21 protein-coding genes and 1 pseudogene are annotated in these 23,476 nt (G+C 72.8%); 11 read left to right on the top strand and 11 right to left on the bottom strand.

Features of this window, described 5'->3' with window-relative positions; translation table 11 throughout:
- Positions 1–33: 33 nt before the first annotated feature.
- A complete protein-coding gene (locus Asi02nite_RS23620) occupies positions 34–2,619 on the top strand; it encodes an ATP-binding protein (RefSeq protein WP_203716084.1) in 2,586 nt (861 codons plus the stop codon).
- A gap of 38 nt (positions 2,620–2,657) precedes the next feature.
- On the top strand, positions 2,658–3,023 hold the full coding sequence (locus Asi02nite_RS23615) for a DsrE family protein (RefSeq protein WP_203716083.1): 366 nt from the start codon (positions 2,658–2,660) through the stop codon (positions 3,021–3,023).
- A gap of 97 nt (positions 3,024–3,120) precedes the next feature.
- Here the strand turns inward: Asi02nite_RS23615 and Asi02nite_RS23610 are convergent, their stop codons facing one another.
- The 5 genes and pseudogenes from Asi02nite_RS23610 to Asi02nite_RS23590 form a co-directional block, all read right to left on the bottom strand.
- On the bottom strand, positions 3,121–3,750 hold the full coding sequence (locus Asi02nite_RS23610; protein WP_203716082.1) for a response regulator: 630 nt from the start codon (positions 3,748–3,750) through the stop codon (positions 3,121–3,123).
- A complete protein-coding gene (locus Asi02nite_RS23605; protein ID WP_203716081.1) occupies positions 3,747–4,994 on the bottom strand; it encodes a sensor histidine kinase in 1,248 nt (415 codons plus the stop codon). The genes Asi02nite_RS23610 and Asi02nite_RS23605 overlap by 4 nt, the downstream gene beginning before the upstream one ends.
- 9 nt (positions 4,995–5,003) lie before the next feature.
- Positions 5,004–5,747, bottom strand: a complete 744-nt coding sequence (locus tag Asi02nite_RS23600; protein WP_203716080.1) for an ABC transporter permease — start codon at positions 5,745–5,747, stop codon at positions 5,004–5,006.
- A pseudogene (locus tag Asi02nite_RS23595) lies at positions 5,743–6,480 on the bottom strand (ABC transporter ATP-binding protein); the annotation flags it as partial. The gene Asi02nite_RS23600 and the pseudogene Asi02nite_RS23595, both read right to left, overlap by 5 nt.
- Before the next feature lie 81 nt (positions 6,481–6,561).
- Entirely contained in the window at positions 6,562–7,125 is a 564-nt protein-coding gene (locus Asi02nite_RS23590) for a hypothetical protein (RefSeq protein ID WP_203716078.1), read from the bottom strand.
- 110 nt (positions 7,126–7,235) lie between these two features.
- On the opposite strand from Asi02nite_RS23590, the gene Asi02nite_RS23585 reads away from it, so the two are divergent.
- From Asi02nite_RS23585 to Asi02nite_RS23565, 5 genes are all read left to right on the top strand, one after another.
- The gene (locus tag Asi02nite_RS23585) at positions 7,236–8,156 is read left to right on the top strand and encodes a 5'-methylthioadenosine/S-adenosylhomocysteine nucleosidase family protein (RefSeq protein ID WP_203716077.1); all 921 of its coding nucleotides are present in this window, start codon (positions 7,236–7,238) and stop codon (positions 8,154–8,156) included.
- On the top strand, positions 8,146–9,090 hold the full coding sequence (locus tag Asi02nite_RS23580) for a hypothetical protein (protein WP_203716076.1): 945 nt from the start codon (positions 8,146–8,148) through the stop codon (positions 9,088–9,090). Before Asi02nite_RS23585 ends, Asi02nite_RS23580 begins: the two co-directional genes overlap by 11 nt.
- A gap of 180 nt (positions 9,091–9,270) precedes the next feature.
- Positions 9,271–10,026, top strand: coding sequence for an AAA family ATPase (locus Asi02nite_RS23575; RefSeq protein ID WP_203716075.1), 756 nt, complete (start codon positions 9,271–9,273; stop codon positions 10,024–10,026).
- Positions 10,023–11,168, top strand: a complete 1,146-nt coding sequence (locus Asi02nite_RS23570; protein WP_203716074.1) for a VWA domain-containing protein — start codon at positions 10,023–10,025, stop codon at positions 11,166–11,168. The genes Asi02nite_RS23575 and Asi02nite_RS23570 overlap by 4 nt, the downstream gene beginning before the upstream one ends.
- Complete coding sequence (locus tag Asi02nite_RS23565; RefSeq protein ID WP_203716073.1) at positions 11,165–14,263, top strand: hypothetical protein; 3,099 nt, start codon at positions 11,165–11,167, stop codon at positions 14,261–14,263. The genes Asi02nite_RS23570 and Asi02nite_RS23565 overlap by 4 nt, the downstream gene beginning before the upstream one ends.
- On the opposite strand, the gene Asi02nite_RS23560 is transcribed toward Asi02nite_RS23565, so the two are convergent.
- The 3 genes from Asi02nite_RS23560 to Asi02nite_RS23550 all read right to left on the bottom strand — a co-directional run bounded on the left by Asi02nite_RS23560 (position 14,260) and on the right by Asi02nite_RS23550 (position 18,214).
- Positions 14,260–14,769, bottom strand: coding sequence for a hypothetical protein (locus Asi02nite_RS23560; protein WP_203716072.1), 510 nt, complete (start codon positions 14,767–14,769; stop codon positions 14,260–14,262). The two genes, Asi02nite_RS23565 and Asi02nite_RS23560, sit on opposite strands and share 4 nt — an antisense overlap.
- A gap of 4 nt (positions 14,770–14,773) precedes the next feature.
- On the bottom strand, positions 14,774–16,477 hold the full coding sequence (locus Asi02nite_RS23555; protein WP_203716071.1) for a PHP domain-containing protein: 1,704 nt from the start codon (positions 16,475–16,477) through the stop codon (positions 14,774–14,776).
- Positions 16,478–16,582: 105 nt separating this feature from the next.
- On the bottom strand, positions 16,583–18,214 hold the full coding sequence (locus Asi02nite_RS23550; protein WP_203716070.1) for a chitinase: 1,632 nt from the start codon (positions 18,212–18,214) through the stop codon (positions 16,583–16,585).
- Positions 18,215–18,332: 118 nt separating this feature from the next.
- On the opposite strand from Asi02nite_RS23550, the gene Asi02nite_RS23545 reads away from it, so the two are divergent.
- On the top strand, positions 18,333–18,812 hold the full coding sequence (locus tag Asi02nite_RS23545) for an NUDIX domain-containing protein (protein WP_203716069.1): 480 nt from the start codon (positions 18,333–18,335) through the stop codon (positions 18,810–18,812).
- Here Asi02nite_RS23545 and Asi02nite_RS23540 read toward each other — a convergent pair.
- Entirely contained in the window at positions 18,784–19,443 is a 660-nt protein-coding gene (locus Asi02nite_RS23540; RefSeq protein WP_239126981.1) for an HAD family hydrolase, read from the bottom strand. The two genes, Asi02nite_RS23545 and Asi02nite_RS23540, sit on opposite strands and share 29 nt — an antisense overlap.
- Before the next feature lie 133 nt (positions 19,444–19,576).
- Here Asi02nite_RS23540 and Asi02nite_RS23535 point away from each other — a divergent pair, with 133 nt between their 5' ends.
- Positions 19,577–19,918, top strand: a complete 342-nt coding sequence (locus Asi02nite_RS23535; protein ID WP_203716067.1) for a hypothetical protein — start codon at positions 19,577–19,579, stop codon at positions 19,916–19,918.
- A complete protein-coding gene (locus tag Asi02nite_RS23530; protein ID WP_239126979.1) occupies positions 19,915–20,958 on the top strand; it encodes an SRPBCC family protein in 1,044 nt (347 codons plus the stop codon). The genes Asi02nite_RS23535 and Asi02nite_RS23530 overlap by 4 nt, the downstream gene beginning before the upstream one ends.
- A 325-nt stretch (positions 20,959–21,283) precedes the next feature.
- Here Asi02nite_RS23530 and Asi02nite_RS23525 read toward each other — a convergent pair whose 3' ends face one another.
- Both Asi02nite_RS23525 and Asi02nite_RS23520 read right to left on the bottom strand, forming a co-directional pair.
- The gene (locus tag Asi02nite_RS23525; RefSeq protein ID WP_203716066.1) at positions 21,284–22,609 is read right to left on the bottom strand and encodes a hypothetical protein; all 1,326 of its coding nucleotides are present in this window, start codon (positions 22,607–22,609) and stop codon (positions 21,284–21,286) included.
- 50 nt (positions 22,610–22,659) lie between these two features.
- A complete protein-coding gene (locus tag Asi02nite_RS23520; protein ID WP_203716065.1) occupies positions 22,660–23,094 on the bottom strand; it encodes an Lrp/AsnC family transcriptional regulator in 435 nt (144 codons plus the stop codon).
- A 66-nt stretch (positions 23,095–23,160) separates the two neighbouring features.
- Here Asi02nite_RS23520 and Asi02nite_RS23515 point away from each other — a divergent pair.
- Positions 23,161–23,476: SMP-30/gluconolactonase/LRE family protein (locus Asi02nite_RS23515; RefSeq protein WP_203716121.1), on the top strand; the 316-nt coding region annotated here is incomplete at its 3' end.

Raw genomic sequence — 23,476 nt, 5'->3', positions numbered from 1 at the left:
GTTCACGGTGCCGTGCGGTGGGACCATCGGCACGTGGAGCTGTGGGAGCGGGCCGCGCCCCTGGGTGTGCTCGACGACCTGCTGCGGGTCAGTGCGACCGGCGGCCGGGTCGCGCTGGTCGCCGGTGAGGCCGGTGTCGGCAAGTCCGCGCTCGTGACCGAGTTCGCCCGGCGGGCCGGCGCGCGGGCCCGGTTCCACTGGGGATGGTGCGACCCGCTGGTCACCCCGCGCGCGCTCGGGCCCGTGCACGACATCGCCCGGCGCAGCGGCGGGCCGCTCGCCGACCACCTCGTGAACGGCGCGCCACCCGACCAGATCCTCGCCGCGCTGCTCGACCAGCTCGATCACCCCCGCACGCGGCCGGTGCTCGTCGTCGAGGACGCCCACTGGGCCGACGAGGCCACACTCGACCTGCTCGTGCTGCTCGGCCGGCGGATCAACCAGCGTCCGGCGTTGCTCGTCGTCACCTACCGCGACGACGAGATCGGCGCCGACCACCCCCTGCACCGCGTGCTGGCCGCCCTGCGCGGCACCCGGATCGCCCTCACGCCACTGTCCCCCGACCGCGTCGCCCACGAGGCCACCCGGGCCGGCCGTGACGCGGCGTCCGTGCTCGCGCTGACCGGCGGCAACCCGCTGCTGCTCACCGAACTGCTCGACGCGAAGGACGACCGGGCCCCGGCGGGCGTACGCGGCCTGATCCTCGACCGGATCCGCGCCCTCCCGGACCGGGCCCGCGAGCTGGCCCACCTCGTCGCCGTCATGCCGACCCGCGCTGACAAGGCGCTGCTCGCCGGCCGCGACGACCAGGTCGACGCCTGCGTGGCCGGCGGCGTCCTCGTCGCCACCGCGGACGGTGTCGCCTACCGGCACGAGCTGCTGCGCACCGCCGTCGAGGACGCGCTGGAACCGCGCCGGCGGGCGGCCCTGCACGCCACCGCGCTGGCGACGCTGGCCGCCGTCGACGCCGACCCCGGCCGGCTCGTGCACCACGCGCGCGGCGCCGGCGACCCCGACGCGGTGCTGCACTGGGGCCGGGTCGCCGCGGCCGCCGCCGCCCGGCAGAGGGCCCGGCGCGAGGCCGCCGAGCACTACCGGGCCGCCGCCGCCCACGCCGACCGCCTGCCGCGGCGGGAGCGGGCGGAGCTGCTCGAGCGCTACGGCGTCGCCGCCTACCTGGCCGGTGTCGCCGCCGACGGCCTGGCGCCGCTGCGCGCGGCGATCGGGATCCGGCAGGAGGTGGGCGACCCGGTGCCGACCGGCTCCGCCTGGCGCTGGCTCTCCCGGGTCGCCTGGTGGTCGGGCGACGGGACCCTGGCCCGCACCGCGGGCGACCGCGCGGTGGAGATCCTCGGCACCCAGCCACCGGGCCGCGAGCTGGCGATGGCCTACAGCAACCAGGCGGGCCTGCGGATGTTCGACTACGCGTTCGCCGAGTCCATCGAGCTGGGCGAGCGGGCCCGCACCCTGGCCGAGGAGTTCGGCGACCCCGAGACCGCCGTGCACGCCGCGATCAGCGTCGGCACGTCCGCGATGCAACTCGGCCGCCCCGGCGCGCGGGCGGCGCTGGAGGCCGCCCAGGCGGCGGCGGCCGCAGCGGGCTACGCCGACCAGGCGACCCGGGCACTGCTCAACATCGCGGGCGTCCTCGCCGAGCGGGCGGAGTTCACCGAGTCGACGCCGGCCCTCGACCGGGCCGTGGCCTACGCCCGCGAGCAGGACCTCGCCGGCTACCTCCAGTGCCTGCTCGGCACCCGGGCGACGGTCAGGTTCCAGGCCGGCGACTGGGCCGGCGCGGTCGCCGACGCCGAGGAGTCGCTGCGGCTGCCCGCGCAGGGCGGCATCGGGCGGGTGCCGGCGCTGGTGGTGCTCGGCCGCGTCCACGGTGCCCGCGGCGAGCGCGCGGTCGCCCGGGCGCACCTCGACGAGGCCGACCGGCACGCCGGCCCGTCACGCGAGCTGCAGTGGGTCGGCCCGGCCAAGAGCGCCAGGGCCGAGCACTTCCGCTGGTACGGCGACCCGCAGCGCGCGGCGCGGGAGGTGCCGCACGCGCTGGACCGGGCCACCCGTGAGCACGCGCCGCCGCACTCGGGCGAGCTCGCGTTCCGGCTCTGGCAGGCGGGCGGCGGTGCCCATGCTCCTGTCGACGCGCTCGCCCCGTATCGCTGGATGATCGACGGTGACTGGCGCGCGGCCGCCGACGAGTGGCAGCGTCGCGGCGGGCACTTCCTGCGGCTCGAAGCGCTGGCCCTGGGTGACCGGGCGGCGGCGACCGAGGCCCTGCGCGGGCTGGACGCGCTCGGCGCGACCCAGGCCGCGACCGCGCTCCGGGCCGACCTACGCCGGCGCGGCATCGGCGGCGTCCCGCGCGGCCCCCGCCGGACCACCGCCACCCACCCGGCCGGCCTGACGCGGCGCCAGGCGGAGGTGTTGAGCCTGCTCGCCGACGGACTGTCCAACGCGGACATCGCGACGCGGCTGCGGCTGGCGCCGAAGACCGTCGACCACCACGTGTCGGCGGTGCTCGCCCGGCTCGGCGTGACCAGCCGCGGCCAGGCGGCAGCCCGGGCACACAAGTTAGGGATTTCTCCCCATTCCTCGAACGGTCCGGCTACCTAGCGTGTAAGCCAGGATCACAACCCGAGGGGGGACACATCATGCCCGGAAAAGCAGTGGTCAGCCTGACCACGGGGCTCGAGGACCCGGAGAAGGTCACCGTCGCGTTCCTGGTCGCCGTGGGCGCGGCCGAGCAGGGCCGACCGACGCTCATGTTCCTGACGAAGGAGGCCGTGCGGCTGGCCACGGACGGCGTCGCGACTGGGACGGCCTGCGAGGGCTGCCCGCCGCTGACCGACCTGACCCGGCGGTACGCGGCGGCCGGCGGCAAGCTGCTCGTCTGCCCGATCTGCTTCGACGCCCGCAAGCTCGACAAGGGCGACCTGGTCGACAACGCGGAACTCGGCGGCACGGTGCCGATGTGGCAGTGGATCGGCGACGAGGGCGCGACGACCTTCAGCTACTGAACCGGCGAGGGCGCCCGCCCGTACCCATGGATGGTCGCTTCTCTCCGCAGAAGCCGAGCGACCATCTGGCCGCCGCCCCTCCCCCAGGGGGCGGCGGCTATCCGTTCGGGGTGAGCAGGCCGCGGTGGAACGCCTCGGCGACCGCCGCCGCCCGGTCGCCCACGCCCAGCTTCGAATAGATGTTGAGCAGGTGTGTCTTGACCGTGGCCTCGCTGATGAACAGCGCCGCGGCCGCCTCCCGGTTGTTCTTTCCGGATGCCACCAGCTCCAGCACCGCGAGCTCCCGCTGGCTCAGCGGCCCCGCGCCGGGCGTGCGGACCCGGTTCATCAACCGGCCGGCCACCGCGGGCGCGAGCACCGACTCGCCCCGGGCCGCCGCCCGCACCGCCCGCAGCAACTCGTCGCGCGGCGCGTCCTTGAGCAGGTAGCCGGTCGCGCCGGCCTCGATCGCCGGCACGACGTAGCTGTCGGTGTCGTAGGTCGTCAGCACCAGCACGTGGCTCGGCACCCCGAGCTTGACGAGCTCGCCGATCGCGGTCACCCCGTCGGTGCCGGGCATCCGCAGGTCCATCAGGATCACGTCGGGCCGCAGCGCGCGGGCGAGCCGCACGGCCTCGGCGCCGTCGCCGGCCTCGCCGACCACCTCGAAGTCGGGGTCACTGGCGAACATCCCCGTCAGTCCGTTGCGGACGACCGGATGGTCGTCGACCACCAGCAGGCTGATCATGCGGGCACCGCCGCCGAGATCGCCGTGCCGGTGTGCGGCTCGGACTCGACCTGCAGCGTCCCCGAGACACCCTCGATCCGCTGCCGCATCGCGAACAGGCCGTAACCGCCGCCCTTCGCGGACTCCGGCGGTGCCGCCGGATCGAAGCCGCACCCGTCGTCCCGCACGTCCAACGCCACCTCACCGTCTAGATAGGACAATGTCAGGCCGACCCGCCCGGCGCCGGCGTGCGCCGCGACGTTGGCCAGCGCCTCCTGGGCCGTGCGGAGCAGAGCCAGCTCCACGTCCGGCGACATCGGCCGCTCGGTGCCGGTCGTGGTCACCTCGACCGGGATGCCGTGCCGGGCCGACCACCGCTGGGCGACGCCGGCCAGCGCCTCGGCCAACCGGGCGTCGCGCAAGGGCTCCGGGCGCAGGGCGTGCACCGAGCGCCGGGCCTCCCGCAGGCTCTCGCGGGCCAGGTCGGTGGCGGCGGACAGGTGCCGCCGCCACCGGTCGGACTCTCCGGAAGCCTGCTCGGCCGCCTGGAGCTGGGTGATGATCCCGGTCAGCCCCTGCGCCAGCGTGTCGTGGATCTCGCCGGCCATCCGCTGCCGCTCGTCGTGCACCCCGGCCTCGCGGGCCTGGGTCACCAGCCGCTCGTGCAGGGCGGCGTTCTCGGCGAGCGTGGCCTCCAGCCGCCGGTTGGCCTCGCTCAGCTCGGCCAGGGCCCGGTCGCGCTCCACGGCCTGCAGGTCGGTGTGCCAGTCGATCCAGGCGAACGCGCACATCGGCGCGGCGTTGACCAGGATGATCGCGGCGTACCAGCCGATCGCCTGCCCGGAGTCGAACGAGATGCCCGAGGCCTGGGCGATGCCGGCCGCGACCGCGACCGCGGCGACGCCCGGGATCCGCCACGGCCACCGCAGCACACCGAAGGCGAAGAAGTAGCCGGCCGGCGTGAGGAACCCGAACCAGGGCGCTTCCAGGATCAGCAGGAGCAGGAGCACGTAGAACCCGACGAAGAACACCGCCATCAATGCCGGCCGTACGCGCCACGCGGGTCGCAGGGAGTAGAGGCCGAACACCCAGACCGCGGCGAGCAGGCACAGCCCGAGGATCGTCCACGTCTCGTCGGTCGACTCGGTCAGCAGCGGGCTGACCGCGGCCAGGATCACCAGCAGCGCGTACGGCGCGAGGTTGGCGTACCGCATCCAGCGCAGAGTGCCCTCGTCGGCGAGCTCCCACGGCATCGCGTTCGGCATGGTTGGAACCTACTCCCACCGGAAGAGCCGGATACCGGCCAGCGCGGTGACCACCACATAGCCCGCGAGCAGCGGCAGCCGCCACGCCGAGGGCCAGTCGCCCGCCGTCGCCTCGCTCAGCGCCTGGACCGCCGCGCCCAGCGGTGTGGCCTCGCTCACGTGCCGCAGCACCGGTGGCATCGCCTCGATCGGCAGCCACAGACCGGCGAAGAACATCATCACGTAGAAGAGCACGGAGCCGATCGCGTTGGCCGCCCTCGCGGTCGGCGTGACCGCGGCCACCACCACCGCGATGCCGATCAGCGCGAGCGCGGCGAGCAGCGCGCTCAATGCGAACGCGAAGGGCTGCCGGGGCAGTGGCACGTCGAACGCGAGCCGGGCGACCGCGAGCAGCAGGACGACCGAGACCAGCGCCGTGGCGAGACAGATCGCGAACTGGGCGCCGAGCACCTGGGCCGGGCCGATCGGGGTGGTCCGCAGCCGGCGCAGCACGCCCTGCTCCCGGTAGCTCGCCAGGGTGGGCGGGAGCGTGTTGATCGCCAGCATGGCGAGCACGAAACCCACCAGGATCGGCGTGTACGTGTAGAGCAAGGGCTGCCCGTCGACGCCGTTGGCCGGGTCGGTGAAGAAGTCGATGTTGCCGAACACGCAGAGCAGCGCGGTCGGGAAGAACAGCCCGAAGATCGGGCCGACCTTGTCGCGCAGGAACAGGGTGAACTCGGTGGCGGTCAGCCGCAGCAGTGCTTCAGACATCGGTGCTCTCCCCGGTCAGCGCCACGTAGGCGTCCTCCAGCGTGGCCCGCTCGACGCCGAGCTGCGCCGCGGCCCGCTTGGTCAGTGCGGCGGGGGTGTCGATCGCGACCACCCGGCCCCGGTCGAACACCGCGACGCGGTCACAGAGCCGCTCCGCCTCGTCCATGAAGTGGGTGACCAGCAGGATGGTGACCCCGCCGGCCCGGACCTCCTCGATCAGCCGCCAGGTCTCCCGCCGGGCGCGCGGGTCGAGCCCCGTCGTCAACTCGTCGAGCACGGCCACCCGGGGGTTGCCGATCAGCGCCAACGCGATCGAGACCCGCTGCCGCTGGCCGCCGGAGAGCTTGCCGAACCGGGTCGAGCGGATGTCCTCGAGCCCGAGCGCCGCGACCAGCGCCGCCGGGTCCGCCGGCCGCCGGTAGAACGACGCGTAGAGGGAGAGCGCCTCGCCGACCCGCAGCTTCTCGGGGAGCTGGGCCTCCTGGAGCTGGGCGCCGACCCGCTGGGTCAGCTCCGCGTGGTCGCGCACGGGGTCGAGCCCGAGCACCCGGATGCTGCCGCGATCGGCTCGGCGCAACCCTTCGACGCACTCGACCGTGGTGGTCTTGCCCGCGCCGTTCGACCCGAGGATCCCGAAGATCTCCCCCTCGTCCACCTGGAACGAGATGCCGTCGACGGCGACCTTCGGCCCGTACCGCTTGTGTAGATCCTGAACCTCGATGACCGTTGTCATGCTCAAACGGTCGCAACCGCGGCGCCCGTGGGGCACCGACCAGCCGGCGACGGCCGGCCCGGCCGCGGTGGATTCCGCCGGTCAACCGATCGGTGGATCGACCCTCCGCCGCCGCCGCACGCCGAGGTCGGCGTACCCGACGATCTGCACGGCCAGGGCGAGCACGACCGCGCACTCGACGGCCGAGACGGCGAGGAACGCGGCGGTCCACGGGCCGTTGACCCAGTAGACGACGATCGCGCTCAGCGCCGGCGCGCAGAACGTGCCGAGGTCGACCGCGAGCTGCATGAGCTTGCGGCTGCGGCGGCGCCGGTCGGCCCGGTGCGCGACCTCCCACCCGAACACGTCCTCGGCGCCCTTCGCCAGGCGCGGCCGCAGCACGTCGTCGACGTAGCGCCCGATCGCCGAGACCTTCTCGTCGTTGACGAGGTAGGTCCACCCGAGCACGGTGCTCACGGGCGGCAGCAGGAGCAGCAGGTTGGCGTGGCCCTTGGCGGACAGCGTCGCGGCGATCACGCCGGCCATCGCCGCCAGCGTGGCGTAGACCAGGTTGTCGCGGAACCCGATCCGGGTCTTCTGCTCGTCCTTGAGCCGTTCGTACTCGACGAGCCAGAGCTGCTCTCTGCTGACCTCGGAGTCCGCCACGCCGTCCATCATCGACAGCGGTGGTACGGACGGGCAAAGGTTGTTCCCCCGTTGACGGAAAACAGACACGGAGATCGGGCATCCCACCCGATCTGTGGCACGGTGTGACCGTGGCAAGGGCGGACGTGGTGATCGTGACCGCGCTGGCGGAGGAGCAGGACGCGGTGCTCGCCGTGCTCGGCGACGTGCCGTCCGGCACCGCCGTCGTCGACGGCCTGCGCGTCGCGGTCGAGTCACTGCACGGCATGGGCAACCCGGGCGCGGCCGGCAGCGGCGGGACCGTGCTGGCCCGGTGGGGCGCGCGGCGGCTCCTGCTCGTCGGGATCGCGGGCGGGATCGGCGCCGCCGGGGTGGGTTTCGGTGACGTGCTCGTGCCCGACCAGATCGTCGGATACGAGAGCGGCAAGGTCCGCGACGACGGCGTGCTGCGCCGGCCCGAGGTCTACCGGCCGGACTTCACGCTGTTGACCGCCGCGCGGGCGGTGCGACCGGCCGACTGGGCGCCGGCGCGGCCGGTGCACGTCGGCACGGTGCTCAGCGGCGAGAAGGTGATCGCCTCCCGCGAGGTGCTCGACGAGCTGCGGGCGGGCTGGCCGCGGGCGGTCGGCGTCGAGATGGAGAGTCTGGGGACCGCGCTCGCCGCTTATCGCGCCGGTGGCGGCTTCCTGATGGTGAAGGGCGTCAGCGATCTGGCCGACGCCGGCAAGGACGACCGGTGGCGCGGGCACGCGGCCGACGCCGCCGCCCGGTTCACGCTCGCGCTGCTGCGCCGGCTGGCGGCGGCCGCGGGCGACCTCGAGGTGCCCGGTTCGGTGCGGCTGCTGGTCTGCCAGCGCCTGGTCGGCGACTGGCAGCGGCTGGCGATCTACTTCGACATCCCGGCGTACGAGCGGGCGGCGTTCGCCCGAGGCCCGGGCCCGGACGGGGTGTGGGACTGGCTCGTCGCCCGGCAGCGGTTGCGGGAGCTGCCGGACGCGCTGGACTTCATCGGCCGGGCCGACCTGACCGCGGAGCTGCGCGATGCACGCTGAAGCCGCGCTCTACCCCGGGCCGGTCCGGGTGGTGATCTGCCAGAAGCTGGCGCTGGTCGCCTGGAGACAACTGCCCGCCTACTTCGAGATCCCCCGGCACGAGTACGAATGGGCGCCCACGCTCGACGCGATCAACCTCGTCTGGGACTGGTTGGCGGCCCGGGGTCGCCTGTCCGAGCTGCGCGGCGCCATCGTCGCGCTGGGCTGGCTGGAGATCGTCACCGAGCTGGACGGCGGTGCCCGCAACGGGGTGCCGCGCGACCACGGCACCTTCAACAGCGTCAACTTCGACCTCGAACCACTGCGCAGGCCCTTGAAGGCGGCCCGGTACGAGCGCTCGGCGCTGCTGCTGTTCGCGATACCGCACCATGACGCGAGCGTCGGCGACAAGCTGGTCGACTGGCTGGAGGAGTGGTACCACCCCATCAGCCGCAAGCAGAAGCTGAGCGTGGGCGCGCTGGTGTCCACAGCGGACTCCGTGGTCGGCGCCGTGCTGCGGCACAGGCAGGAACTGTCGAGACAGGACGTCGCGCGGCACATCGACGCCACCCGGGCGCCGGTCGAGGCGCTCACGACTCTCGCGGACCGGCTCGGCACCGAGCTCGGCGACCACGCCCATCGCCTCGTCCTGCTCGTCACCGTCCGGCCCGGCGTCGCGACCCCGCCGGGGATGCGCCTCCTGCCGCGGCCCCGGATGGCCCGCGACGACATCGAGAACTGGGCGCTGGACGTGCTGACGCTGGCCAACCGCGACGTCGGCGTCCCCGACGCCTGGCGGGTCTGGGCGGAGCTGATCTGTGCGCACGCCGCCGAGGAGGACGACGCCCTCGACCCGCGGCGGGTGTTCGAGTCCATGGACAGCCACATCCAGGACCTGCGGTCAGATTTCGACTTCTTCGCGGCAACTCTCCGGGAGGCGAGCGGGTATGCGTAGCCGGCACCGCATCGACACCAGCGTGCGCTTCGACCGCGCCGCGGACCTGCCCGGGACGCGGGTGATCGACGCGGGCGTGCTGGCCGGGGAGTCCGTTCCGGTGGAGGTGCCGCGGGAGCCCTACCGCGCATCGCGCGGCTCGCGGACGCGGTCAACCTGGCGCTGGCACTCGGGCGGCCGTTGCTGCTGCAGGGCGATCCCGGTGCGGGCAAGACGCGGCTCGCGCACGCCGTCGCGTACGCCCTGGGTCGGCCCCTCGAACTGGCCGTCATCCGGTCGACGAGCCAGGGCCGGGACCTGCTCTACACGTTCGACGCGGTCCGCCGGCTCTACGACGTGCAGGCGCCCTCGGACGGCGGGCGGCGGCCGACCGCGCGCGACTACGTGACCCTCGGGCCGCTGGGCCGGGCGATCGCGCGGGCGTCGTCCGGGCGCCCGTCGGTGGTGCTGATCGACGAGATCGACAAGGCGGACCTGGACTTCCCGAACGACCTGTTGTACGAGCTGGAAGAGCTGGCGTTCGACGTCGCCGAGGTGCCGGGGATGGGGTTCCGGGTGCCGACGGAGCACCTGCACCTGCGGCCACTCGTGGTCGTGACGAACAACGAGGAGAAGACGCTGCCGGACGCGTTCCTGCGGCGGTGCGTCTTCCACTACGTCGAGTTCCCCGCCGATCCCGACGAGCTGGGCCGGATCGTCGCGCTGCACGGCGTCGACCGTCCGGACCTGACGGCCGCGGCGGTCACGGTGCTGCTCTCGCTGCGCGAGCTGGACCTGGCCAAGCGCCCCGGCCTGAGCGAGCTGCTCGACTGGATCGGCTATCTCGCCGCGACCTCGGCCCGGGTCGAGGACCTGGCCGCCGTGCCGCACGCCGGTGCGCTCGTGAAGCAGCGCGGCGACCAGGAACGGGTGGAGCGCTGGCTCCGGACCCCATGACGCTGCCGTCGTTCGTACCCCCACTGGTCCAGGCCCTGCGCCGGCGGGGCCTGCCGCTCGGCGTCGACGACCTGCAGGACCTGCGGGTGGCGCTGCTGGCCGGCTTCGGGCTGAGCTCGACCGAGGCGTTCCAGGAGCTGTGCGTCAGCCTGTGGGCGAAGTCGCCCGAAGAGGCGGCGACGGTACGCGCGGTCTTCGCCCGCACCCGGATTCCGGTGTGGACAGCCCGCCTGTCGACGGGGGTCTTACCGGTCGATCCCGCGCCGGGTGACCCGGTGGTGCCAGCCGGTCCGCCGCCCCTCGACCCGGAACCGCCGCCGCCACCGCTTCTGCGGCCGGTGACCGGCACCGCCGCCGGCGCGCCACCGCGCAGCGGCTCGCGGGATCCGGCGCTGCTGCTGGTCCCGCAGTACCCGGTCAGCGAACGGGCCGTCGCCCAGGTCTGGCGCCGCCTGCGCCGCCGGGTCCGCTCGGGTCCGGCCACGGTGCTGGACGTGACGGCCACGGTCGACCGCCGGGCCCGCACCGGCGTGGCGGTCGCCCCGGTCCTGGTGCCGCCGCGCCGCAACGCGGCCCGCCTGCTCCTGCTCGTGGACCGCGACGGCTCGATGGCGCCCTACCACGGCTACGTGGACCACGTGACCCGGGCGATCCGCCACGCGGCCCGCCTCGACGTGCTGACGGTGGTCTACTTCCACGACGTGCCCGGCCACGGCGACCGCGCGGTGCTGGCCGACACGGCCCCCGACACCGCCCATCTGGACGCGGTGCTCCCCCGCGTCGAGCCGCTGGTCGGCGGCACGGTCTACGCGGACCCGGCGCTGGCCGAGCCGGTCGACCTGGCCGCGTTGCTGGAACGGGTCACGCCGACGACCGCGGTCGCGGTGGTCAGCGACGCCGGGGCGGCCCGCGGCTCGCTGGACACGACCCGCCTGCTCGACGTGGTGGCCCTGGCCAAGGCGGTGACCCAGCGCCGCGCGACGTTGGCCTGGCTGAACCCGGTGCCCCGGGCGCGCTGGCGCCGCACGACGGCGGCCCTGATAGCCCGCCACGTGCCGATGCACGCGTTGGACCTGCCCGGCATGTACCGCGCGGTCGACGCCCTCCGCGGCCGCCACCCGGTGGTGGAGCGTCCACTGTGACCAGTGCGGCGGCGACGAACCGCCTGGACAGCGTCTGGCGTACGCTCCCGGACCGGGCGGTGGAGCTGGCCTACCACGCGGCCCTCCCGGTGGCGATCGACGTCGACCTGCTGCACCTGCTGCGCGTCAACTTCCTGGACGACCTGCCGTACGAGATCGAGGCCCGGCTCCTGCTGTCGCCGCTGTTCCGCGAGCTGGGCGAGGGCCTGTACGAGATCGAGCCGGAGCTGCGGACGATCCTGCTGACGGGCTTGAACACCCGCTTCGGCCCCGACCGCGTGCGGCAGGTGGCCCTGCTCCTGGAGAGCTACACGGAACACAGCCTGGCCTGGGACGACCACCCGGAACTGGCCTACGCCCAACGCCTGACGGCCCTGCACGTCATCGACCGAGCGCGGGCCGAGGCCTGGCTGGCTTCGGCGGCCACGGGCACCGAGGCGGACCTGGGCGGCTCGTGGCACGTCGCGATGCGCGGCCACCTCGACACCCAACCGGACGCGGGGGCGACCCTGGACGACGCGCTCACCGCGGCGATCGGCCGCCTCTCGGCCGCGCCGGCGGGCGGCCGGACGGCGGCGGTGCGGGCGGTCGGCGCCATCGGCGCCCTGCCGGGCACCGACCCGGCTCCGGCGGTCGAGGCACTCCGCGCCGTCGTCGCGACCGGCTCGGCCCAGGAGCGCGGCCAGGCGACCGCCGCGTTACGGCGCCTACCCGCGCGGGAACAGCCGGAGCCCCGGCCGGAGGTGGCGGACGACGGGCTCGCGGCGCTCATCGACCTGTTCCCCATGCCCGATGACGAAACGATCCGGTACGGGTTGCGCGAGACGCTGACCTGGCTGCTGACGTCGAACGGGGCGGTGCTGGGTCTGGTCGGCCCGGCGGGCTCGGGCAAGACCTTCATCCTGCGCCTGCTCGAACAGGAGCTTCCGGCGTTCCTCGCCCTGCTCCCGGTCGGCCATCCGATGCGCGGAGCCGGCGTGCTGTCCGTGCGCCAGGAGAGTCGGCGCGGCGGTCGCCTCGTCGTGTTGATCGACGAGTTCGAGGAGGTCGGCGAGCGCTACATCCCGGCCGGTAGCCGCTTCATCAACGCCGCCGCCGTGCTGCCGGGATACGCCGGCCCGGTCGTCGAACTCGGGAGGCTCGACGACGATCGCCTGCGGGACGCGATGAGCGCCGACCTCCCGGGCATCACCCGCGACGACGTGCGCCGGTTGAAGACCCTCATCAGCTCGTTCGACGTCGGGCTGGTCGGCTACGTCCGGGATCCGTGGCGCTCGACCTCCGCCGCGCGGAGCGCGCCGGACGAGTTCGCCGACCGGACCGCGCACCTCGCGGTCGACGCGCTGGCCGCCTTCGTCAACGGCTTCCGCCGAGGGTTCGCGGTCGGCCGCGATCCTGGCCAGACCGTCAACCTGTCGCTCGTCATGGCCCTGTTGCTGGGCCCGGATCACATCAGCACGGTCGCGCGGGCCATCGAGGAGATCGACCTCGACGCGCCGCTGCCGTCGCCGGCCGCCGGCCTGCTCGGTTCGCTGAGCGACCGCCGCTCTCACCAGATCGAGGAGTTCTTCCTGGACCTGGCCGACGCGCTGGAGGACCTCGGGGAGACCGGGGCCGCGGCCGACTACCAGCGCCGCGGCGGCCTGGTCGCCGCGTACCGGGTGCCGCCGCCGGCGGTCTGGGACAACGTTCCGTCCCGCAACCCGGACTTCGTCGGGCACGAGGCCACCCTGGCCGAGATCAACGACCGCCTGGGCACAGCTCCCGTGATCGCCCTGCACGGCTCTTCCGGCATCGGCAAGACACAGGTCGCCACGGAGTTCGCGCACCGGTTCGGCGACGAGTTCGACGGCGTGTGGTGGCTGGACGCGGAGGGCGAGGCGCTCGACACCGTGCTCGCCGGCCGCGCCGATGCCATCCAGCAGTCAGACGGAATGGCACGGCCGCTGATCATCGTTGACGACGCCCGACCGAGCGACGTGACGGGTCGTTCGACCTGGCTGTTGACCTCCACCAACGCGCGACAAAGGGTCCACCCGATCGAGATCGAGTTCTATCCCGCGGACTTCGCCCACCTGCTCCCGGCCGAGGTTGCCAGGGGGTGCGAGACACCGCAGGTAGTCGATCTTGTCGCCGGGTTGATGCGGTCGAGAAGCGAGACGCTCGGCGGGCTCGGCACCTTCCTCGCGGAGGAGACCACCTGGCTGGCACTGGAAAGCCTGGCCGAACCGGCCCACCGCCTGATGAGTCTGATCGGGTTGCAGCGCCGGCGACGGTTTCCGATCGACGTGCTCGGATCCCGCGCCGCGGAGGTCAGAGACCTGGTCGACCGTGGGCTCGTCCGTCTCGACGATCCACGAGCCGAGTTGTCGATCACCCAGGCGGTGCAGGATGCGATGCTGTCCACGCTGGCCCGTGGCGATGTCCTGGTCGCGGTGGCGCGCGGCGTGGAGGCGGACGCGGCCGCCGATGTCCTGCCGCCGACGGTGTTCCACATCGACGACGACCGACTCAACCTGTTCACGGCGGTCGGCGACCGCATCGTCGTCGTGACCAAACCGGATGACGCGCCGCTCGGCGACCCGCGTATCACCATCGGGTCCACGATCGCGCGGCTCAAGCCCCGACATATTCTCTTTGTGGGTACAGCGGTCGCGCCGCCCGGCTCTCCGGCCCGGCTGGGCGATGTCGTCGTGTCCCGCGCGACCGACGTCCTCACCCCCGACCCGGTCACCTACCAGCCGGACCCGGAGCTTCTTGCCATCGCTGAGAGCGTCCAGCCTGACGAATGGTTGCCGGACATCCGAACCCGCCTACCCGCGACGGGACACTGGCCGACAGCCCGAATCGGGGGGACCATCGCCACCGATCCGAACGCACCTCTCCGTTGGACCGGCTTCGAGTGGCCCGGCGCACTGGCGATGGCGCCGATGGACGGAACCGAGATCCGCGTCGCGGCCCACTCGGGCGTAGGCTTCCTCGTCGTCCGGGGCATCGCCGGATTGCCGAACGAATCCACCCTTGAGAACTGGGGACCGTATGCGGCGGAGGCGGCCGCGCGGTTCGCGTTGGCCGTGCTCCGCCGCCTTTCCTAGTGCAGGGCGCAGCAGGGGATCTCTTCCGGCATCTCGAACGGGGCGATCCGTCCGCCCCCGTGTGGGAGGGTGACCAGCGTCAGCCGGCCGTCCATCCACAGCGGACGGACATGGTCCCGGGTCTCGACGATCGTGTCCGGTGTGGCCGGCGCGCCGCCCATCACCGTCACCCGGTCGACGGCGCTCACCGACAGCAGGTCCGCGACGCTCAGCTCACCCACCAGAGCGTCCCGCCCCGGGTAGGCGAAGGCCCGGCCGCCCTGGCCCGAGAGGTGTTCCTCCCGGGCCAGGGAAGCCGCTTCCGCGAGTTCCGCGGGGGTTGGCGGCAGATCCACCGACAACCCCGACGGCAGCGCGACGCTGAACGCCACGTGCGGGCTCGGTACGCGCAACAGATGGGTGCAGGCGACGACGCGGTCCCGTTGGTCGCCCAACAGCTCGGCGAACCAGTGCTCCGCCGCCCGCACGTCACTGTCACCGCGGTCGAATCCGACGTGGACGGTCATCGGATCAGCGCGCCTCGACGAAGATGGGGTTCGTGTAGAACCACAGGTCCGTCCACGGGTCGGTGGCGCCCTGCACGTCGATCGACGGGCCGTGCGGGTCCGCCGAGGCGCCGAGGTAGCCTGGCGACTGGCGGTTGCCGTCGGTGCCGCGCACCCGCACGTAGTACGAGTGGTCGACCCGGCCCAGGTTGTAGGTGAACGTGGCCTTCTTCTGGCCCGTGCCCACCTCGAACGACTTCTCCACCCGGGTGTTCGGGGCGGTGAAGGCGTCCTTGTCGGCCGGCTTGCCGGTCACCTTGCCGCGGATCACGTCGACCCGGGCCAGGCGCGGGATGAACGACGCCCAGTTGGGCAGCGTCGCCAGGTCCACGGAGACGACCAGCTCCAGCGCGGTGCCCTTCTTGACGCTCAGGGTGCCGCCGAGCGGGGTGCCGCCGTCGCGGTCGCCGGCCTTGCGGACGCGCATGTCGAGGCCGGCGATCAGGCCGCCGTGATCGACGAAGACGCGGCCGAGGCGCAGGCCGTCCATCACCGCGAGGTACGAGTCGGTCTTGGCGCCGACGTGGGTCCGGCTGTAGTAGCCCGGGAAGAAGTCCACGTAGGACGACGTGACCTTGCCGCCGTGCACCGGGTCGGCCCAGTAGCCCAGCTCGTTGAAGTCCTTGTTGCCGCGGACCGCGGTCTCCAGGAACACGGTGTGCGCGTCGGAGTTCGCGGTGATCCACCACGCCTTGCCCTCGGCGAGCAGGCTGTCCCAGAGGCCGCCGACCGTCGAGGTGAACCAGTCGAAGCCGCCCCAGGTGCGGTAGCTCTCCAGCGGGTACGGGAACGAGTTGGCGGACGGGCTGTTGCCGTACGAGCCGCGGAACGCGCCCGGGCCGCCGTTGTCCTTGGAGATGCCGCCGGCCTGGTGACCCGGCGCGCCCTCCATGCCGATCGCGATGCCGGGGGCGGCGTCGCGCCAGTTGCGGATCTCGTGCGGCGAGTCGATGCCGTTGCGGGCCGGGTGGTTGGCCAGGAACAGCGCGTGCTCGACCTTGCCCCGCTTGACCTGGTCCGACAGGAAGTTCAGGCCGGCGATGGCCAACGCCTCGTTGGCCGGGGTCGACGCGCCCGTGCCGTTGACGTTGGCGTCGTAGTCGTTCTCGAACTTCTTGAGCACCGACAGCTCGTTCCTGCCGGGGTGCACGAACACGGTGCCGTGCTCGGCGCCGGGGATGTTCCACTCGAGGCCCTGGAAGATCAGGGTGTCCTTGAGCGCCTCACGGGCTGCGAGGATCTCCGGGTTGACCTTGTCGACACCGATCTTGGCGTGCGCGTTGCTGCCGTGGTCGGTGATGACCATCCAGTCCAGGCCGTACGCCCGGCCGTGCTGCACCTGGTCGATGACCCGGTAGAGGCCGTCATCGCTGTAGTGCGTGTGGATGTGGTGGTCACCGGCGAGCCACTTGAAGTCGCCGTTGTCCTTCTTGTCCTCGTCCTTGCCGTGCGCGGCGGCCGGCGCGGCACCCGCGCCCGCACCCGCGAACGCCCCGGCAGCGGCTACGCCGGCACCCAGCAGACCGGCCCGACGCAGGAAGCTGCGCCGGCTGCGGTCCTCGGGACGAAGCTCCTCGTCGGGGGTCGACAGGTCGAGAGCGGCGGGCAGGTCACTGCCGCCGATCTCGACCTCGTCGTGGTGGTGGTGATGCCCATGGTGGGGTCCCATGTGGTGTCCTCCTGGTGAATGGCGTGCCGAGCGCAACATCACGGAGGACGGGAAACGTCACGTGTTCCCTGGGCGCTCCTTACATGAACAGTTCAACATAGTTAGCTATGGCAACGAGTTCAGGAACGGCTCGTGAGCGAGGCGGAACTCCCAGTTGTAGAACCTGTCCCAGTTGATCGACCACGTCATCAAACCCCGGAAGTTCGGGTTCGTCCCGCTGCGCGGCGTATAGGAACCACAGCTCTGGCCGCGGACGAGGCAGTTGACCGCCTGCTGCACACCCGCCGGCGCCACGTACCCGTTGCCGGCGCTGACCGACGACGGCGTGCCGAACGCGATCTGGTCCTCGCGCAGCGGCGGGAACACGTTGGCCGTGTTGCCCGCGACCGGGAAGCCCGCCAGCAGCATGTCGGTCATCGCGATGTGGAAGTCGGCGCCGCCCATGGTGTGGTACTGGTTGTCCAGCCCCATGATGGGCCCGGAGTTGTAGTCCTGCACGTGCAGCACGGTGATGTCGTCGCGCAGGGCGTGGATGACCGGCAGGTACGAGCCGGCGCGCGGATCCTGCCCGCCCCACGGCCCGGAGCCGTAGTACTGGTAGCCGAGCTGGACGAAGAACGTCTCCGGCGCCATCGTGAGCACGAACCGCGACCCGTACCGCTGCTTGAGCGTGCGCACCGCGGAGATGAGGTTGACGATCACCGGCGTGGTCGGGTTCCGGAAGTCGGTGTCGCCCGTGTTGAGCGACAGCGAGTGACCCTCGAAGTCGATGTCGAGCCCGTCGAGGCCGTACCGGTCGATGATGGCGGCGACGGAGCTGACGAACCGGTCGCGGGCCGCGGTCGTGGTGAGCTGCACCTGGCCGTTCTGGCCACCGATCGAGATGAGCACCTTCTTGCCGGCCGCCTGCTTGGCCCGGATCGCCGCGATGAACTCGGCCTCGGTCTCCACACCGGGGCATTCGGCCGCCGGGCAGAGCTGGAACCGGATGTCGCCCGAGGTGACGCTGGTCGGCTCGCCGAACGCCAGGTTGATGATGTCCCAGTCGGCGGGCACGTCGGCCATCCGCAGGTAGCCGGAGCCGTTGGCGAAGCTGGCGTGCAGGTAGCCGATCAGCGCGTGCTTCGGCAGACCGGTCGGCGGCGGGGTGGTCCCGTTGGTCGTGCCGGTCACGGTCGCGCTGCGGGCACCCTCACCGACGCTGTTGTACGCGGCGACGGCATAGGTGTGCGTCGTGCTCGCACCCAGGCCGCCGATCGTGGCGCTGGTCCCGGTGACCGTGGCCCGCACCGCGCTGCCCTCGTAGACCCGGTAGCCGGTGACGGTGCCGGTCGGCGCGCCACCGCCGCAGGAGGCGCCGTTCAACGTGCAGTTGCTCGGCGTCGCCGTACCCGATCCGTTGAAACCGAAGGAGACCGAGGCGCCGGGCGCGACCGAGCCGTTCCACGACTTGTTGCGGAAGGTGAAGCGCTGCCCGGACCGCGTCAGGTCGGCGTCCCAGAACGTGGTGACGTTGGCGCCGGCCGGCAGGTCGAAGGCGACCGCCCACGAGGTCAGCGCGGTCGTGCCGCCGTTGCTGACCGTCCAGCGCCCCTCCCAGCCGCTGCCCCAGTCGGACACCTTGGTGAACGTGGCGGTCGGTCCGGCGGCCGAGGCGCTGCCGGCGACCGCGATGGCGCCGCCGGCGGCGGCCAGGACCGCGACCACACCCATGACGATCGATCTGGTACGACGCATGCGGGCCTCCACATATCGATGGATGCCCAATTATTAAGACTGTTAACTGTTGCTGTCCAGACCCTCGTCCGGGGAAACCGGATTGCCGTGTACGGCCGCGGCGCGATAGACCCGACCGATGGAGAAACCGCGCGTACGGGCGGCGTCCTATGTGACCCGCACCGGTCCGACGGGGCCGGAGCTGCTGGTCTTCCACTACGCCGAGCTGCCGGACGAAGGCGTCCACGTCCCCGGCGGCGGTGTCGACGAAGGCGAACGACCCGACCACGGTGCCGTGCGCGAGGTGGTCGAGGAGACCGGCATCGCCGGCCCGCTCACCCTCGCCGGCCTGCTCGGCACCGAGATGGGCCGCTACGGCAACGGATCCCCGTTCATCTCGCTCTACTTCCACCTGCGCACCGACGAGCCGCGCGATGCCTGGACGCACACGATGATCGGCGATCCGGCCGCCTGGGACACCGGGTTGCCCGTCGCCTGCCGGTTCGTGCCGCTGGCCGAGGCCGGCCCGCTGCTGCGTACGAGCTGGCTCGACCAGTCGCGCTTCCTCGACCACATCGCGGTGCCGGACCTCACCCCAAGCGGGCCACCAGCTCCGTGAGCGCCGTGATCGGCGCGCCCGGCCAGGCCGGGTCGGTGTCCTGGAACTCGGTCGTGCGGATCACCGCCATGCCCACGGCCGCCGCGCCCGCGAGCTCGCCGTCGGCGCCGTCGCCGACGAACCAGCACTGGTCGGGCCGCACGCCCAGGCGCGCGGCGGCGGCGAGGTAGATCCGCGGATCGGGCTTGGCCGCGCCGACCTCGGGCGACAGGGCCACGGCGTCGAAACGCGCCGCCAGGGGGCCGGCGGGCCAGAGGCCGACGGTCTCGGCCGTGGTGTTGCTGGCCAGCGCGAGCCGGAAGCCGGCCGCCCGCAATGCGTCGAGGGCGGCCAGGGTCACCGGGGTGACGTCGGCGAGCAGGCGGGCGCCGATCGCACACCGCAGGGCCAGCGCGCGGGCGACCTCGGCGTCGGTCGGCCGGGCACCGAGCTGCCCCGCGATGATCCGGATCGTGGCCGCGGGGTCCCGGCGGACCAGCCTGTCCCGCCAGCTGCGGTGGTGGGCGCGGACGAACGCCGCGGGATCGACCCCGACGACTGCCGCCATCTCCTCGAGCACCCGGTCGCGGGCACCGTCGCCGCCCGGAACGAGTGTGTTGAACAGGTCAAAGACAACGGCGGTATGCGGCACTCCCAGGACTCTATCGTCGCCACAGAGATCGACGGGAATCGACAAACGTGGCCTTCGTGACGTAAGCCGCGTTTCGCCGCAGGCCCTGCGGGTAGACGGCATCAATGGACTCCCGGAGAGGAAGGGAAACGTCATGAAGCCTGGTGGGAGTGCGGCGCTGGCGATCGGCGTCGGATACGTGCTCGGCCGGCAGCACAAGCTGCGCACGGCACTCATGCTCGGCGCGGCCGCGGCCGGCGGGCGGATGGCCGCCCGCAGGCAGCAGGGCGGCGACCAGCAGGGCGGTCAGGGCGGCGACGAGGCGCAGGGCGGCGGTGCCAAGCCGTCGAGCGGCGGCCTGGTCGGCAAGCTCGGCGGCGCCGGGAAGACGGCCGCGATCGGCGTGCTCACCCGCTCCGCCGACCGCCTCGGTGAGCGCCTCACCGAGCGCGCGGCGTCGATGCGGGGAGGCGGCTCCGGGAAGGAAGACAAGTGAGTCAGGGTACGAACGGCAACGGTAACGGCAACGGCGGCAGTGCGTCCGTCACCGGCAAGCTGGTCTCCGGCCTGCAGGACATCGCCGGCGCGATGGCCGACCGCGCCATGGCCACCCTCAACGAGCGGCTCGGCGACCTGACCGACCGGCTCACCGAGGCCGGCGGCGAGGGCGGTCCGCGGCAGGCCGCGCTGGCCAAGGGCCTGCAGGGCCTCAAGGAGGGCCAGTCACCCGTGAAGGCGGTGATGGGCGCCGGCCTGGAAGGCGGTAAGGAGCAGGTCAAGCAGGCCTTCGGCGGCGGCGGAAACGGTGACGGAAAGAGCAAGAACGACCTCAAGGTCACCAACATCGTCGAGTCGATCGAGGTCGGGGTGCCGGTTTCGGTCGCCTACAACCAGTGGACCGAGTTCAAGCAGTTCCCCAGCTTCATGAAGAAGGTCGAGGACATCGAGCAGGAGTCCGACGAGAAGATGAAGTGGAAGGCCCAGGTCTTCTGGTCGCACCGCACCTGGGAGTCGACGATCTCGGAGCAGGTGCCGGACGAGCGGATCGTCTGGACCTCGAAGGGCGACAAGGGCTCCGTCGACGGCACGGTGACGTTCCACGAGGTGACCCAGGACCTGACCCGGATCCTGGTGGTCCTGGAATATCACCCGCAGGGCTTCGTCGAACGCACGGGCAACCTGTGGCGCGCACCCGGGCGGCGGGCCCGCCTGGAGCTCAAGCACTTCGTCCGCCACGTCATGCGCGACACGATCCTCAACCCGGACGACGTAAAGGGCTGGCGCGGCGAAATCCGCGACGGCGAGGTGGTAGCGGAGGACGACCGCGACGACGAGGGCAACGGGGACGAGGGCGACGGGGGCGAGAACGCCCAGGCCGAGGACCAGCAACCCGAGGACGCCACGGACGACGACACGGGCGACGAGGACGAAGGCGACCAGGACGAAGACGCGGAGGACGACAAGCCGGCCAAGGCCGCGAAGGCGGCCAAGAAGGCCGCGCCCCGCAAGGCCGCCAGGGCCACCTCACGCCGCTGACGCCCGCCGAAAGCGCGGCGACCAACCGCTCGCGGCGCGCCTTGGCTTTCGTCCTCTGCGGCAAGCGGTGACCGGCGAGTCCAGGCTCGACAGAACGGCCGCAGCGGGCGGGCGGTCCCGCAAGGTCGCGTGGCCGCGAGGTCGGCGCCGTGCCTCGGACCGGGTCAGCGAGGCGTGTGGCCGCGAGGTCGGCGCTGTGCCTCGGACCGCGTCAGCGGGGCGTGCCGGTGAAAGGCGAAGGTAACGTCCTGCCAGAACGCGAAGGGCGGCCACGAAGGCCGCCCAACGCATGCCGCGGACCGCGAGCCACGGCCGGGCTAGATCGTCACCACTCCCGTGGCTTGCGCCGCGGTAGGCCCCTGTTGCGGCGCGGGCGGGGCCGCTCCTCCTCGTGATCCTTGGCGACCGTCGACTGCGCCGAGATGTCGGGCTCATCGTCGTCGCCCACGTCGGCCTCGGCGGCGTGCTCGGTCACCTGCCTACCGGCGCCGTCAGCCGCGTCCCCGGCCTCGTCGCCCGCGCCCTCGCCGACCAGGTCGCTGAACCGGTCGTCTTCGGCATCGCCGGCCGCACCGCCCCCGTCCTTCGCCGCGCCACCAGCGGCCTCACCGGCCTTGCCGGCCGCACCGCCCGCGGCGCCACCCGCGGCCTCACCGGCCTTGCCGGCTGCCTCGCCCGCGGCACCACCCGCGGCCTCACCGGCCTTGCCGGCTGCTTCGCCCGCGGCGCCGCCGGCCTTTCCGGCTGCCGCGCCGGCGCCCTCGCCGGCGGATCGGGTCGCTTCGCCCGCGCCCTTGCCCGCCGACCCGGCCGCCTCGCCCGCGCCGCCGCCAACGTCACGCGCCGCCTCGCCCGCGCCGCCTCCGACCTCGCGCGTCGCCTCACCGGCGCCGCCGCCGACCTCGCGCGTCGCCTCACCGGCGCCGCCGCCGACCTGGCGGGTCGCTTCGCCCGCGCCGCCACCGACCTCGCGCGCCGCTTCACCGGCACCCCCGCCGACCTCGCGGGTCGCCTCGCCGGCGCCGCCGCCCACGTCCTTGACGGCCTCGCCCGTGCCGCCGCCCACGTCGCGGACCGCATCGCCCGCGCCGCCGCCCACGTCCTTGACGGCCTCGCCCGCGCCGCCGCCCACGTCCTTGACCGCCTCGCCCGCGCCGCCGCCGACCTCTTTGACCGCGCCCCCGGCGCCGCTGCCCACCTCGCGGACCGCGTCGCTCGCGCCGCCGCCCACGTCGGTCACCGCCGACTCCAGGCCGCGCCCCGCGCCCTCGATCGCCTGGCCCGCGCCCTGGATCAGCGGCGTGATGATCTCCGGGTGGTTGTCGATCGTGCCGAGCACGCTGTCGATGATGTGGGCGACGTTCTCCAACCTGACCTTCAGCTGCGCCTGCGCGCCCACGCCCTGGATGAGCAGCTGCACCTCGTCGATCGAGGCGTCCACGCCCACGTTCAGCTTCAGCAGTTGGAGCACCTCGGCGTTCAACGACACCCGGGCCCGCAGGTTGGCCACTTTGATCTCGATCTTGTCGATCTCGAGCTGCGGCACGTCGAGGAACACGTCCTCCTGGCCGCTGATGGGAGCCTGCCGGTGCCCGTTCCCGTTCGGCTCCTGGCCGTTGGGCGAAGCCGGGCTTACCCCATTTTCTGCCATGATTTCAGCATTTCAGGGGTGCACCCCACCGCACACCCGCTTCGGCCCAGCTAGGGACGGGTGATGCGGACGGGGCGCGCGAAGAACGATTCCAGCACCACGATCGTCTCCGTGCTGCCCACCCCGTGCAGCCGGCGCAGCACGTCCTGCAGCTCCACCGTCCCGGCCGTGCGGATCTTGAGCAGCAGCGAGGCCGTGCCGGCGATCACGTGAGCTTCCTCGATCTCCTCGATCTCCGCCAGCTCCGCGCGGGAGTCGCCCACCCAGCGCTCGCTGCGGACCAGCACGAACGCCAGCACCGGGGCGCCGACGGCGGCGGGATCGACCTCGATCGTGGTGCGCCGGATGACCCCTCGTTCGCGCAGCTTGCGTACCCGCTCGTGGGTCGCCGCCGTTGACAACCCGGCGGCCGCCGCGAGCGCCGCGTAGGGCTGCGCCGCGTCACGCTGCAGCTCGGCGAGCAGGATCGCATCCGCCTGGTCCATCCGGCTTCCGACTCCCATCCGGGGTTTCCCACCCAACACCGAACAGGATACGGTACGACCATGCTGATGCCACACGACGTTCGACGTGACGTCGATCAGGTCCCGGCCCGGTTCGAGTCCCTCGACGAGCGGTTCGGCCGCACCGACGGCGACGCGTTCCTCGAGCGGCTGTTCGGCAACGGCCGGTGGACCGAGGGCCCGGCCTACTTCCCCGCGGGCCGCTACCTGGTGTTCAGCGACATCCCCAACGACCGGCTGCTGCGCTGGGACGAGACCACGGGCGCAGTCGGCGCGCTGCGCCAGCCCGCCGGCTACACCAACGGCCACACGGTCGACCGCACCGGCCGGTTGGTCAGCTGCGAGCAGGGCAACCGCCGGGTGA

The sequence above is a fragment of the Asanoa siamensis genome (assembly GCF_016862555.1).
GTDB lineage: Bacteria > Actinomycetota > Actinomycetes > Mycobacteriales > Micromonosporaceae > Asanoa > Asanoa siamensis.
The sequence above is the reverse complement of the archived record's forward strand: the minus strand, read 5'-3'. Positions and strand labels throughout refer to the sequence as shown.